Here is a 13,104-nt window from a genome sequence, read left to right on the forward strand (position 1 = left end):
CTGCAATTCGGTCTCGTCGGCAGCTGCCTTTTCGCGCGCCTTGTTCCACACCGGTTCCAGCAGCTCCATCACCGCCTTCGGCGTCTTGGCCATGGTGTCGTCGAGCTTGAGGGCCGCATAGCTGCCATAGCCGAGCAGCCGGGCCYTTTCGGCGCGCAGGCTGAGCGTATCGCGCACCACACCGGCATTGTCGGTTTCGCCACCGGTCTCACCACGCCCGGCAAAGGCCTTGAACGCCTTTTCACGCAGATCGCGCCGCTCGGAGAATGTCGTGAAGGGTTCATAGATAGAGCGCGACAAGGTGACGGCATATTTGCCCTTTTGGCCGCGTGTCTCCGCTGCCTGGGCCATCGCCCCGCGCACGAATTCCGGCAGGCCGGCAAGATCGCCCTCGTCGAGAAACAGCACCCATTCCTTCTCATCAGCCAACACGTTCTGGCCGAACTTGGCGCCGAGCGAGGCGAGCTGCTCGTTGATATCCGCAAGCCGCTTCTTGCCCTCGGGGTCGAGCCTGGCGCCCGAGCGGACAAACCCCTTCCAGGTCTTTTCGAGTACGCGCAGCGCCTCGGCATCGAGGCCGAGCTCGGCCCGGCGGGCGTAGAGATCGTCGATACGGGCAAACAGCTTCTCGTTCATCGAAATCGCCGAGAAATGCCTGGCCATCTTCGGCGAGATTTCGCGCTCCATCGCCTGGATCGCGTCATTGGTGTGGGCACCAGCGCGGCACCAGAAGATCGACGAGACATGGTCGAGCGGCTCACCCGCAAGCTCCAGCGCTTCGAGCGTATTGGCGATCGTCGCCGGCTCGGCATTGTTTGCGATGGCCTCGACCTCGGCGGCGTGCGCTCCAAGGGCTGCATCGAACACCGGGCCGAAATCGCCGTCTTCAATCCTGGTGAAATCCGGCAGGCCAAGCGGCCCGGCCCAATGGGTCAGTGGATGACGCGCGAGATCGATCTGAGCAGACATGAAGAGCTTCCTTGATAACTGCGGACAGCCCCGATGTAGGGCCGGACTGGAGGCCGCGCAACCGGATTGACTCATCGCCCACGGTAAACTAAGTGAACCATATAATAAGGAATGCTTAGCAATATGCCCGCCAGCCTCGACACCGACACGTTCGGCTTCATCGTCAACGATCTCTCGCGCATCATCCGCGCCGAGATGGATCGCCGTACCACCGAAGCCGGCCTGGGCCTGACCACCGGCGAGGGCCGTGTTCTGTTCAACGCGTTGCGCGCCGGCCCGATCCGCCAGACAGCACTTGCCGAACGCCTCGGCATCGAGGCGATGACGCTGAGCGGCCTTGTCGACAGGCTTGAGGCCAAGGGATTTGTCGAGCGCAAGCCCGATCCCGCCGACCGCCGCGCCAAGCTCGTCACGCTGACCGATGCTGGTAAAACGGTGGTCGCCCAGATCGAGCCGATTGCCGCATCGATCCGCGGCGAAGCCGCCCACGGCATCGACCCCGACGACTGGCAGCGCCTGCTGGTCTCGCTGCGCACCGCCCGCACGAACTTGCTCGCCGTCCGCACCGAAGCGCTTTCGAGCGAGGATGCGGCGGCATGAACATGCGATCTGATATTGCCATGGCCGAACCGTTGAAAACCGCCGCCTCACCAATCATGAGCGAACGTCGGGTCTCCATGATCGGCGGCCTGATGGTCGCCATCGGCCCGATCTCGCTGGCGCTGTTCACCCCAGCCATGCCCGAGATCGTCCAGGCTTTCGGCACCACCGAAGCGGCGGTCAAGATGACGCTGTCGCTCTATTTCGGCGGCTTCGCCTTCGCCCAGCTCGTCTGCGGTCCGCTCTCCGACGGGTTCGGCCGCCGCCCGATCACGCTCGTCTTCATGGCCATCTATCTCGCCGCAAGCGTTTTGGCGCTGGTCGCGCCCAACATCGAAACGCTTATCGCCGCCCGCTTCCTCCAGGGCGTGGGTGCCGCTGTCGGCGTGTCGGTGGCCCGCGCGGTTGTCCGCGACGTCTTCACCCATGAACGCTCGGCCCGCATCATGAACATGATCGGCATCCTTCTGGCACTCGGGCCGGCAGTCGCACCAACGCTGGGCGGCCTGACCATGGAGTTCTTCGGCTGGCATGCCATCTTCATCGTCATGGTGTTGCTCGGCATCGTCGTCATGGCGGTTGCGATCTTCGCCTTGCGCGAGACGGTGACGCGCGACCTCAGCCGCATTCGCCCTAAGGCCCTTGCCGCTTCCTACGGATCGTTGTTCCGCAGTCCCTATTTCGTGCTGTGCTGCCTGGTCATCGCCGGCACGACGGGCGCAATCTATACCCAGGCTACCGTGCTCGCCTTCATCCTGATGGAGCGCGTCGGCCTGAGCCCCACCCAGTTCGGCATCGGCATGTTGATGCAGACGGCCAATTTCATGGCCGGAGCGGTCGTCATGCGCATGTTCATGCAGCGTTACGGCGCCGCGCGCATGGTACCGGTCGGCCTGACCTTCGTCGCCATCGGCTCCATCGCCATGGCCGTCCTGCTCAGGACCTATGAGCCCAGCTTTCTGCTCGTCATGGTCCCAGTCGGCATCTATGCCTTTGGCATCGCCATGATCTCGCCGGCGATGATGACGGCAGCAATGGCCCCCTTTCCCGAAAACGCCGGCGCCGCCTCCGCCATGATGGGCTTCTTCCAGATGGGCGCGGGCATGGTCGGCGGCGCGGTGGCGGCATGGATGGGCGACCCGGTGACAGCCCTTGCCACCGTCATCCCAACAATGGGCCTCATCGCCATCCTGTCCTGGCTCGGCTGGCGCAGCTTGCCCGAGCCCTCACTGATGACGCGGCTGAAGTAATCGCGTCATGGCGTTTCGCAACCGTCGCCAACCGTCGATTGCGTATTGGCAATGATGCGTCCATCCCTCGTCGTGAACATCTCGCGCATCGTCATGTCGTTGCCGGGAAAGTCGTAGCAGGTCAGCACCATCGTGGTATCGCCCACCTCGCTCTCGATCTTGTGGCGGATGGTGGCGCCCTTGGCCGCCGTTTCCCATTCATCCATCGAGGCGATGAACTCGGCCTTGGACTGGGTCACGTCGAGATCGTCGAGCGTGATCGTCGCATCATCGGCCAGCAGCTCCGAAAGCGCGGCCCGATCGGCTTTCAGCAAGGCATCATACCAACGGTCGATGATGCTTTGCTGGGCGAGCGCCTGGAGTGGCACGGCGCAAATGGCCATGGCAAGCACAGCGCCTGCAACGATTGCCCTGACAGCCTTCATCGCCGCTTCCTCCGCAACGAACGTCCGGGCCATTAAACCCAGATCGCGACCGGAATGCCATAGGCATCCCTGCCCGGCGGCGACGGAAAACTTGTAGTCTCGCCGCGATAATGCCGCTCGGCGATCAGCAGCATCGCGCAAGCATCGAGAAAATCGTCCGCCGCAGCCCCGCGCGGCGGCATTTGATCGAGAAAAGCACGGTCATGACCGCACCGCGCCAGTAGTGTCTTCCGCTCTTCCATGCCGTCAGGATTGACCCGGCCCTTGATCTTCTTGGGCAGGCTCATCGCCTGCCCGCCATTCAGTCGCCAGAACGCCACCTCGGGATGCGACTCGATCACCCGCTCGCGCAACTCCGGCCGCGCCACCATCAGCGCGTCGATCTCGCGGATCTTGGAGAAGATGCCGAATGCCTGGATCGACACGCCGCGCGGCGGCTCGGAGGTCTGTCTCGCCACCTCGCTCGCCCGGCGGTGCGCGGCATACCATTCTTCGATATCGGTGAAGGGAGCCGCCTCTGCATGCACTGCTGCCCGCGACGGGATCGAAAAGACGCTCGACTGGCGCGGCCCGAGCAACGGCCGCACCAAGGCCTCCGGCCCACGCCCGCCCCTGGCCGTGAACTCAGGAAGTCCGATCGGCATGTCGACAGCCACCACGGCATCGTCAGGCAATGCCCTGAGTAGGGCCTCGAAGCTGCCGAACACCTCGGCTTTCGTCTCGGTGTCGTTGCGGATCACAGCGACCCAGCCGGCCTTGCAGCCGTCGACACCGGCAATCGTCATGCCCCGGAATCCTGGACGGGTTTGCGGCTCCGCGAGGGATGAATGAGCGTGCGCAGCTCGACCATCGCCATCGGGTGCGACAAGCTTTGCGCATCGGTTTCGAGCTGCAGCTCGTCGCCGCCGCGCTTGGAGGTGCGGGCGAGTATCTCGTAGACCGAAGCGGTGGTCGTTTGCAGCGCCTTGGCGGCCGTCTCGCCGGCAAGCAATCGCGCCAGAAAAACCGCGGCGCTGAGGTCGCCAAGACCGTTCGGCGGACGCTCGACGGTGCGATGCTCGGCCAGCAGCGCCTGCGTCTGGGTGACCAGCAGATTGCCGGTGCCGCCAGCCATCATCGCATGCGCGGAGGTCACCAGCATGGTTGCCGGCCCAAGCCCAAGCGCTGCCGCCATCGTTGCGCGCATATCGTCAGCCTTTGCGCCCGCCAGCCACTCCAGCTCGTAGCGATTGGGCGTTGCGATATCGGCCAAGGGCAGCAGCCGGTCGCGAATGCCGGCAGCCAGCGCCTCGGCGACATAAAGCCCGCCGGAATCGCCGATGACAGGGTCGCAGACATAAAGCGCCTTCGGGTTATTCGCCTTCACGGTCTCGACCAGCGAGGCCACGGCCTCCACCTGACCGGCTTCGCCGAGATAGCCCGACAGCACCGCCGTGACCTCACCCAGCCACGGTGCCCGTTCGAGATCGGCCATGAAGGCGACGAACTGTTCCGTCGGCGGCACGATGCGCGTCGCTTTGCCATGGCCAGGATGCCACGGCAAAATCACCGTCGGCACCGCCCAGACCGGATGGCCAAGCGTCTCCAGCGCGAAAACCGCCGCGCGGTTGCCCACCGATCCGCGCGCGACATGGCTCGACACGACGATCACCGCGCGTGGCGCGGCTGTCTCGGCTTGAGATGTCATGAAGTTATCCGCCTCGAACGAGATAGTTGATCAGCCACAGAATCAAGCCGACAGTCAGCACAAATCCCAAGATGCGACCGATGCGCGTGCCGATATGCTCGATCGGGTCGGCCTTGTCGACGTCGGCAGCAGCGAGATGATTGCGCATCTCGCTGGTCTTGCGCGTAACGAAAGAGCCGCCGCCGGGTTCGCTCTCGCGCGCGATGCGGTCGAGGATACGGCGCGATTCCTTTTCGCTGTCGCTGTCTCTCGGCGACGTCATCGTCAAAGCTCTCCCGGCATCATCGCCCATCGAACGCCGGTTTTTTCCGACCGTGTTTGTGATAATGCTGTGGCATCAGTTGCTTTGTCGAGGACAATCCGATGCGCATGCAAGCTTCGCCGGCACTTCCTGCTTTTCGCCTGCTTCCGGCCCTCGTGTTCCTGACGATTGTCATGCCGTTCCTTTCGGCTTGCGGCTACAACACCATCCCGACACAGGAAGAGCAGGCGAAAGCCGCCTGGAGCGAAGTGCTGAACCAGTATCAGCGCCGCGCCGATCTCATCCCCAACCTCGTCGAAACGGTGAAGGGTTATGCCACGCACGAACAAGACACGCTCGAAGGTGTCGTCCAGGCCCGCGCCAAGGCAACCCAGGTCACCGTCACGCCCGAGACGCTGACCGACCCCAATGCCTTCAAGGCCTTCCAGGACAACCAGGCAGGGCTGACCAGCGCGCTGTCGCGCCTGCTCGCCGTCGTCGAAAACTATCCCGACCTCAAGGCCAACCAGAATTTCATGGCGCTGCAGGCCCAGCTCGAAGGCACCGAAAACCGCATCGCGGTCGCCCGCCGCGACTACATCGAGACCGTTCGCGTCTACAACACCTCGCTGAAGACCTTCCCCGCAATGCTGTGGAACTCGCTGTGGTTCCGCAACCAGCCGTTCCAGAACTTCACCGTCGCCGAAGACAAGCTCGAGGCACCGAAGGTCAATTTCGGCACCAAGCAGGGCGGGTGACCGTCGCGGTCAGGCGTCAAGGCAGTGCTTTTATCGCGGATGGGCGAGCCATGCCCCTCACCCTTACCCTCTCCCCGTAAACGGGGCGAGGGGGGCGCCGGCGTTGCGGCATGCCCCTTCTCCCCGCCTGCGGGGAGAAGGTCCCGGCAGGGGGATGAGGGGCAGCGCAAAGCTTCCCGCGCTTGGGCGGTTCTTTTCGTCGTCGTAGCTGCTTTCGTTTGGCTGTTTTCACTTCCCGCCCTCGCCGCTGAACTCCCCACCCTCACCGGCCGCGTCGTCGACAATGCCGGTATCATCGACCCGGCAACCGAAGCCGCACTCGTCCAGAAGCTGGCCGATTTCGAAAAAAAGTCTTCCGACCAGATCGTCGTYGCCACCGTTCCCAGTCTCGACGGCGAGGAGATCGAACCCTACGCCAACCGACTGTACCGCGCCTGGAAGCTCGGCCAGGCCGGCGAAGACAACGGCGTGCTTTTGGTCGTCGCGCCCAACGAGCGGCGCATGCGCATCGAGGTCGGCTATGGCCTGGAAGGCGTGCTGACCGACCTGCACACCAAGCTGATCATCGAAAACACCATGGTGCCGGCCTTTCGCGCCGGCGATTTTTCCGGCGGTATTTCCAAGGCCGTCGACGACATCGTCATGGTGGTCGAGGGCGACGGCGCCGAGCTCGAGGCCCGTGCCAAGCGTAACGAACAGACCGGCCTGACGGGCATGAGCGAAGACGACATCATTTTCTTCGTATTCGTCGCGCTGTGGATAGCCCTGTTCTTCGGCGGCATGGCGATGGCGGTCTTGCCGCGCATCTACGGCCGCAAGCTCGGGCCTGGCCGCTACATCTGGCTCGGCATGACCTTCAACTACGCCCAAGGCTCGGGCGGCGGTGGCGGGTGGAGTTCAGGCGGTGGTGGCTGGTCCGGTGGCGGTGGCGGTTGGTCCTCAGGCGGCGGTGGCTTCTCGGGTGGAGGCGGTTCGTCCGGCGGCGGCGGTTCTTCGGGGAGCTGGTAAGACGACATGACCCAAACCACGCTCAAACCCGGCGACCACCAACGCATCGCCACTGCCATCAGCGCCGCCGAGGCCGAAACGGCTGGCGAGATCTACTGCGTCGTCGCCCACCGCAGCGACGGCTATTTCTTCGCGGCAGCCTTTGCCGTCACTGTCGGGGTCCTGCTCGTCAGCCTGGCGGCAGCGTTCGCGCTCGAACATTGGTGGGTCGCGGTGCGGCTGCCGCATTTTGTCATCGTCCAGCTGCTTGCGGTCGCGGCCGCCTGCGCGCTGTTGTGGTGGGCACCTGGCTTGCGCATCTGGCTGGTGCCGCGCCGCCTGCTCTGGCGTGCCGCGCACGCCAATGCGCTTAGGCAGTTCTATGCCCGCAACATTCACCTGACGACGTCGCGCACGGGCGTGCTGGTCTTCGTCTCGCTGGCCGAGCGTTATGCCGAGGTCGTCGCCGATGCGGGCATCAACGCCAAGGTGCCACAACATGCCTGGGACGGCATCGTCGGCGACCTGATGGAGCAGGCCCGCGAAAACCGCCTCGCCGATGGCTTTGTTTCGGCCGTCGCCACTGTCGGGGCGCTGCTTTCCGAGCATTTCCCGGTGTCATCGGACGACGTCAACGAACTCGACGATCACCTCGTCGAAATCTAGCTTGCCGCCAAGGTGAGTCCATTTGGACACACCATGGCGTGATCCTCGTTCCCAATCGTGTGAAAGGCCTCTCCGCTAGCTGGCGGACTCTTTGCAACGGTCGAAACGCGGTTTATGGTTAAGAAACTATGAACACGCTGACCATCGACATCAGAAAAGCCGAGCCGCGCGATGCCCACGCCATCGCCGAGGTACACCATGAGGCTTGGCGCGGTGCCTACTCCGGCATCATTCCCCATCGCGCGCTGACAACCATGATCAACCGCCGCGGCGGCGAATGGTGGGCCAATGCGATCAGGCGCGCTGCGACCGTCCTGGTCATCGAGATCGGCGGCAAGGTCGCCGGCTACGCCACGCTCGGCCGCAACCGCGCCCGCGAGCTCAAGCAGCAAGGCGAGATTTACGAACTCTACCTTCGCCCCGAATGCCAGGGCATTGGTCTCGGCAGCCGCCTGTTCGCCGCTGCCCGCCAGCGCCTCGCCGACCACGGCCTCAAGGGTATGGTGGTATGGGCGCTCGAGGAAAACGAGAACGCCCTGTCCTTCTACACTGGTGCTGGCGGCCGCGACATCGCCGAAGGCGTCGAGGTCTTCGACCAGAAGGCACTGAAAAAGGTCGCCTTCGTCTGGGAATGATCCCTGGCTGACCAAAGTCGCTCGCCTTTGGTCGAATCAATATTGCATTGCACACGCGGCCCAAGGCGTTTATCGGGAGGCACCTTTAATCTGGAGCTTTCCCAATGCGCATCGACGCCATTTCGATCGGCAAGAATCCGCCCGAAGATGTCAACGTGATCGTCGAGGTGCCCGTTGGCGGGCAGCCGATCAAGTATGAGATGGACAAGGAAGCCGGCACGCTCGTCGTCGACCGTTTCCTCTACACCCCGATGCACTATCCGGGTAATTACGGTTTCGTGCCGCACACGCTCTCCGGCGACGGCGACCCGATCGACGTTCTGGTCTGCAACACCCGCCAGCTCATCCCCGGCTGCGTCATCAATGTGCGCCCGATCGGCGTGCTGGTGATGGAAGACAATGCCGGCCAGGACGAGAAGGTCATCGCCGTGCCCTCGCCCAAGCTGACCCGCCGCTACGAAAACGTCTTCAACCACACCGACCTGCCCGAGATCACGCTTCAGCAGATCGAGCACTTCTTTGCCCACTACAAGGATCTGGAGCCCGGCAAGTGGGTCAAGATCGAGGGCTGGCACGACGCGGACTACGCCAAGAAGATGATCGTGGAAGCCATCGAGCGCGCCAAGCAGCTCAAGGCCTGAGGCCTCTCGGGCTGGACAGGTTCAATCGCCAAAGGGCGCGGCCGGCTCAGCTGACCGCGCCCTCATTTTGTGTCTCATCGTCCGAATTGAACGGCGGCTCGCCGGCAGAGTACGCGCTCAGCCCTTCGCCAACGCCACCAACAGCCTGGCCAGGTCGCCGGCATCGCCTGCGATGCGCACGGTCTTCAGCCGCGACGTGCCGCCGGCGACCACCGACACTGACTTCTTGGGAATGCCGAGTGCCGTGGCGAGCAACTTTTCGAGCGCCGCATTGGCCTCGCCTTTTTCCGGCGCCGCGCGCACCCGTGCCGTCAGATGACTGCGCCCGTCGGCCGTCTGCTCGATGCCTTCGACAGCGTCCTTCGAGGAGCGTRGCGTCAGCCGTACGAACAACTCGAGCCCGTCGTCACGCTCCCTGAAGAAGCCGGACATGACGCGTCAGATGACGAGCGGCGCCACCGTGGTCAAGATGAACTGGCGCACGAAAAACAGCAACAGCAACAGGATGATCGGCGAGATGTCGATGCCACCGAGATCGGGCATCAAGCGGCGAATCGGCCGCAGCGCCGGTTCGGTCAGCCTGAACAGCATGTTGCCGATGGTGCCGACGACCTGGTTGCGCGGATTGACCACGTTGAAAGCATAGAGCCAGGAGAAGATCGCCGAAGCGATGATGATCCACCAATACAGGTCGAGGGCCAGAACGATCGTCTGAATGAGGGCGAGCATGCCGTTCTCCAATGAATTGCCGACATTTAGCCATTGCACGCCTGAGCGGCAAGCCCCGCCGCCGCCTGCGTACGCGCCGCGACGGGGACACGCCACGGATTTTTTGCTCCACTTGTCAGATTTGGCGGCTGCACCTGCCTTCAGAGCCGCATTGCGGTCAACACCTTTCGTCACCGTGCTATATCGCCCCTACGTCAACTGCTCGCTTGACAGACGCCGCGCGCAGCCAATAAATGCGGCCATCCGCTGGACGGGGCTGTAGCTCAGCTGGGAGAGCGCGTCGTTCGCAATGACGAGGTCAGGAGTTCGATCCTCCTCAGCTCCACCAGCGGATCAATTGGCTGATTTCCTCAGGATCAAGATCATTGCGCGGCCGCCCGAGCGCACTCCTGGAAGCGTAATGCGCCCATCCGCGCGGTTTTTGGCAATCGCGTCGGAAGGATGAAGGACGCATGGGTTTTGGATGGACATTGACGTCGCTGTCGAGGAAGCGCGCCTAGCGTCCCAATGCCCTCTTTGCTTCATGTTCGACAGGCCACCCACTCTCGACTCATCGACTTCAGTCGGGTAGCGCTTGGCGAAGGGACTTGATCGGCTGCCCTGAGCCGCCGTCAAACATGGAAAGCTGGCTGGACGTGAGATTGCGAAGCACCCTGCGGATCGTTTCCGCGATCATTCTCACGCTCGTCATCGTCGTTGCGACAGCCTGGGCCGCTCTTGCCCTGTGGTACCGGCTGCCTCTGCCAGAACTGGCCCGAGGGCTCGCCGCATGCCTGTTTGCCCTGCTCGGCTTCGCCACCGCCATTGCCCTGTTCAGCCGCTGGCACCTTCGTACGCTTGTGCCTTTCGCGGCCGCCTTCGCCGCGGTCCTATTGTGGTGGAGCACCATCCATCCGCCCGAACACGCCGATTTCGCGCCCGATGTCTCGCGTCAGGTGACGGGAACGCGCGACGGCGACATGCTGACGCTGACCTATGTTCGCGATTTCGAATGGCGCAGCAGAACCGACTTCACCGAGCGCTGGACGACCAGGACCTATGACCTGACCAAGCTCCAGACACTCGACCTGTTCATGTCCTACTGGGCCGGACCGGAAATGGCCCATGTCATCATGAGCTTCGGTTTCGAAGGTGGCGACTATCTCGCCTGGTCGATCGAAGTGCGGCGGCTCAATGGTGGCGCATTCTCGCCGCTCGCCGATCTGTTCAAAAGCAATGCCCTTGTCATCATCGCAGCCGATGAGCGCGACGTCGTCGGCGTCCGATCGAACGTCCGGGGCGAAGACGTCCAGCTTTATCGCCTCAGGGCTTCGCCGCAAGCCGCCAAGGCATTGCTGCTCGAGTATGTCGCTGATGCCAATGCGCTGGCAAAGACGCCGCGTTTTTACAACTCGATCACCACCAACTGCACCACCGTCATCGTCAAGATGATCCGTGCGGTTGGCGACATGATCCCGCTCGACTGGCGCCTGATCGTCAACGGCTACCTTCCCGAATATACCTATGATCAAGGGGCGCTCGATAGCCAGCTATCGATGCAGGAACTGCGCGAGCGCGCCCATATCCGTGAGCGCGCGCAGGCAGCCGGGCTGACCCCTGATTTTTCGCAGCTTATCCGCGTCGGCGTGCCCTCGCCTGTTCGGGCCGAGTAAGCGACGCGACGCGGCAGGAACCGACAGGGTCAGAAACTCGTCGTCAAGCTCACCCACAAGCGTCTGCCTTCCATCACAGCGTTATGCTCGGAGGTCTCAACCCTCTCGTCCAGCAGGTTGTAGACAGCGGCGTTCATCACGAAGTTTTCGGTGAACGCATAGGTGGCGCCCAGGTCGACGGTGGCATAGGCATCGTATTTGCGGCCAACCACCCCCTTGATCGCGACCGGTTTGCCGATTGTTCCAATGCGGGGGCCAGCGTTGATCTCGGCACCGTGATAGTTTGCAGATGCCCAGGCCGAAAGCCCATCCATCGGTGTTATCCAGTCGAGGCGTAGATTGGCCGTATGCTCAGGCGTGCGGGAGAGCGAGAAGCCGGCATAGACGCCTGTCTGCTGTTCGGAATGGGTGTAGGTATAGCTGCCACGGATCGAAAGCGCATCGGTCGCCTCCCAGCTCGCTGTCAGTTCCAGCCCCTGTATGATGGCGTCGTCGATGTTGTAATTGTACCAGAGGCGATAGTTGGGGTCTTCGCTCCAGCGCACCGGTTTGCCCGCACTGTCGAGCACCGGGGCATTGGCGATCTTGTCCTTGAAATCGGTGTAGAAATACGTCGCCCCCAAGGTGATGCCGTCATGGTTGTCCCACAGCGCGCCCAATTCAAAGCTGGTGCTGGTCTCCGCCCTGAGGTTTGGGTCGGCGATGATGACGCCGCAGGAGCCGTTCGGGCCATAGGTGCAGCCACCGCCACCGGTCGTGTAGGCATAGCCAGGTGAAATCGCCCGCACATCGGGCGCGCGGAAGCCCGTCGAGATGCCCCCTTTCAGCGTTAGCTGATCCGTGGGATTCCAGACGCCGTACAGCCGTGGGCTCGGGTGCGAGCCATATTCCTGGTGATTGTCCAGCCTGAGCCCGCCGGTCAGGGCAAAGCTGTCGGAGAGCCTCCATTCGTCTTCGGCAAACAGCGCCCACTGCAGGATCTGAAACTGCTCGTCACGGCTTGTCCTGCGGCCGGGATTCTGGTCGGTCAGCAATGCATCGAACACCTGCCCGCCCGTCACCAGCGTGTGCGAGCCGAGAAGCTCAAACGGCGTGGTGAACTTGCCATCGAGGACGGAGTTGCGGATTTCGGGCGAGCGAGGGTTTTCCACGAAGTCACGGCGCTTCTTGTCCCAGTTGAAGTTGCTGCGCTCGGCCCATTCCTGCTGGAACGAGAATTCGGAGGTCGTCCAGCCCCAGTCGCCGATATGCGTCAGCGACCAGTGATCGCGATCGTTGTTGTTGTATGTCGAAATGCCGTTTTCAGCGAGCGTCTGGCCGGTGTTTGCCTCGCGCCGTAGCCGCGACGTGCCGCCCTCAAGCCGGAATTCGTGATTTTCGTTCGGCACGAAAGTCAGCCGGCCGCCGAGCGTGCCTTCCTTGGCACCGGTGATGCCGCCGAGCAGCGAATCCTCGCCGCGCTTCAGTCCCTGGCCCCAGACCTGCAGGCCAAGCGAGTCCTTGAGGACAGGCCCGTTGAGATAGAATGTCCCTTGGCCAGTATCTCCAAATTCGCTGTGCTGCTGCACGGTCCCGTCGGTCGTGAACGAGCCCGACCACGTCTCGCCTACCTTGCGGGTGATGATGTTGATGACGCCGCCCATCGCGTCCGAGCCGTAAAGCGACGACATCGGCCCGCGAACGACCTCGATCCGCTCGATCGCCGCAAGCGGCGGCAAGAAGCTTTGCTCGAAACCGGCATTGCCATTAGCGCGCGCCTCACGTGTGCTCTGGCGCTTGCCGTCGACGAGGATCAGCGTGTACTGGCCCAGCAATCCCCGGATGAAGATATCCTTTTCGTTGGCCGGACCGGTCACGGTGACGC

The 13,104-nt window shown here is 63.1% G+C and carries 16 protein-coding genes and 1 tRNA gene; 9 read left to right on the plus strand and 8 right to left on the minus strand.

Going from position 1 to position 13,104, the window contains the following annotated elements:
• Positions 1-969, minus strand: a 969-nt coding sequence (locus AC1DUU_RS10100) for a M3 family metallopeptidase (protein WP_476783290.1), incomplete at its 3' end; no start/stop codon positions are given.
• Positions 970-1,092: 123 nt separating this feature from the next.
• Between AC1DUU_RS10100 and AC1DUU_RS10105 the strand changes: the two genes are divergently transcribed.
• Positions 1,093-1,569 carry a MarR family winged helix-turn-helix transcriptional regulator gene (locus tag AC1DUU_RS10105; protein ID WP_476783291.1) on the plus strand — a complete coding sequence of 159 codons (477 nt, stop codon included), beginning with the start codon at positions 1,093-1,095 and terminating at the stop codon, positions 1,567-1,569.
• Complete coding sequence (locus AC1DUU_RS10110; RefSeq protein WP_476783292.1) at positions 1,566-2,819, plus strand: multidrug effflux MFS transporter; 1,254 nt, start codon at positions 1,566-1,568, stop codon at positions 2,817-2,819. Before AC1DUU_RS10105 ends, AC1DUU_RS10110 begins: the two co-directional genes overlap by 4 nt.
• A 5-nt stretch (positions 2,820-2,824) precedes the next feature.
• Here AC1DUU_RS10110 and AC1DUU_RS10115 read toward each other — a convergent pair whose 3' ends face one another.
• Genes AC1DUU_RS10115 through AC1DUU_RS10130 form a run of 4 tightly spaced genes read right to left on the minus strand, consistent with a single transcriptional unit; the run spans position 2,825 to position 5,193 of the window.
• Complete coding sequence (locus AC1DUU_RS10115) at positions 2,825-3,244, minus strand: nuclear transport factor 2 family protein (protein ID WP_476783293.1); 420 nt, start codon at positions 3,242-3,244, stop codon at positions 2,825-2,827.
• 32 nt (positions 3,245-3,276) lie between these two features.
• The gene (locus AC1DUU_RS10120) at positions 3,277-4,029 is read right to left on the minus strand and encodes a DUF429 domain-containing protein (protein WP_476783294.1); all 753 of its coding nucleotides are present in this window, start codon (positions 4,027-4,029) and stop codon (positions 3,277-3,279) included.
• A complete protein-coding gene (pdxY, locus tag AC1DUU_RS10125) occupies positions 4,026-4,931 on the minus strand; it encodes a pyridoxal kinase PdxY (protein WP_476783295.1) in 906 nt (301 codons plus the stop codon). Before pdxY ends, AC1DUU_RS10120 begins: the two co-directional genes overlap by 4 nt.
• A 4-nt stretch (positions 4,932-4,935) precedes the next feature.
• Positions 4,936-5,193 (minus strand): hypothetical protein, encoded by a 258-nt coding sequence (locus AC1DUU_RS10130; protein WP_476783296.1) that lies wholly within the window; start codon positions 5,191-5,193, stop codon positions 4,936-4,938.
• A 101-nt stretch (positions 5,194-5,294) separates the two neighbouring features.
• Between AC1DUU_RS10130 and AC1DUU_RS10135 the strand changes: the two genes are divergently transcribed.
• The 5 genes from AC1DUU_RS10135 (at position 5,295) to ppa (ending at position 8,859) form a co-directional block, all read left to right on the plus strand.
• Positions 5,295-5,930, plus strand: a complete 636-nt coding sequence (locus AC1DUU_RS10135; protein WP_476783297.1) for a LemA family protein — start codon at positions 5,295-5,297, stop codon at positions 5,928-5,930.
• A 24-nt stretch (positions 5,931-5,954) separates the two neighbouring features.
• The gene (locus AC1DUU_RS10140; RefSeq protein ID WP_476783298.1) at positions 5,955-6,938 is read left to right on the plus strand and encodes a TPM domain-containing protein; all 984 of its coding nucleotides are present in this window, start codon (positions 5,955-5,957) and stop codon (positions 6,936-6,938) included.
• Positions 6,939-6,944: 6 nt separating this feature from the next.
• A complete protein-coding gene (locus AC1DUU_RS10145; RefSeq protein WP_476783299.1) occupies positions 6,945-7,583 on the plus strand; it encodes a TPM domain-containing protein in 639 nt (212 codons plus the stop codon).
• Positions 7,584-7,711: 128 nt separating this feature from the next.
• Entirely contained in the window at positions 7,712-8,218 is a 507-nt protein-coding gene (locus AC1DUU_RS10150; RefSeq protein WP_476783300.1) for an N-acetyltransferase family protein, read from the plus strand.
• A 104-nt stretch (positions 8,219-8,322) separates the two neighbouring features.
• Complete coding sequence (gene ppa, locus AC1DUU_RS10155) at positions 8,323-8,859, plus strand: inorganic diphosphatase (RefSeq protein WP_476783301.1); 537 nt, start codon at positions 8,323-8,325, stop codon at positions 8,857-8,859.
• 117 nt (positions 8,860-8,976) lie between these two features.
• Here ppa and AC1DUU_RS10160 read toward each other — a convergent pair whose 3' ends face one another.
• Positions 8,977-9,291, minus strand: coding sequence for a DUF167 family protein (locus AC1DUU_RS10160; protein ID WP_476783302.1), 315 nt, complete (start codon positions 9,289-9,291; stop codon positions 8,977-8,979).
• A gap of 6 nt (positions 9,292-9,297) precedes the next feature.
• Positions 9,298-9,588, minus strand: coding sequence for a YggT family protein (locus AC1DUU_RS10165; protein WP_476783303.1), 291 nt, complete (start codon positions 9,586-9,588; stop codon positions 9,298-9,300).
• A gap of 252 nt (positions 9,589-9,840) precedes the next feature.
• Here AC1DUU_RS10165 and AC1DUU_RS10170 point away from each other — a divergent pair.
• Together AC1DUU_RS10170 and AC1DUU_RS10175 are read left to right on the plus strand one after the other, a co-directional pair.
• Positions 9,841-9,916 (plus strand) — tRNA-Ala (locus AC1DUU_RS10170).
• Positions 9,917-10,229: 313 nt separating this feature from the next.
• Positions 10,230-11,240 (plus strand): Lnb N-terminal periplasmic domain-containing protein, encoded by a 1,011-nt coding sequence (locus AC1DUU_RS10175; protein WP_476783304.1) that lies wholly within the window; start codon positions 10,230-10,232, stop codon positions 11,238-11,240.
• Between the two features lie 29 nt (positions 11,241-11,269).
• On the opposite strand, the gene AC1DUU_RS10180 is transcribed toward AC1DUU_RS10175, so the two are convergent.
• Positions 11,270-13,104: TonB-dependent receptor domain-containing protein (locus AC1DUU_RS10180; RefSeq protein ID WP_476783305.1), on the minus strand; the 1,835-nt coding region annotated here is incomplete at its 5' end.

The organism is Aminobacter sp. P4_H6_2, from assembly GCF_056400805.1.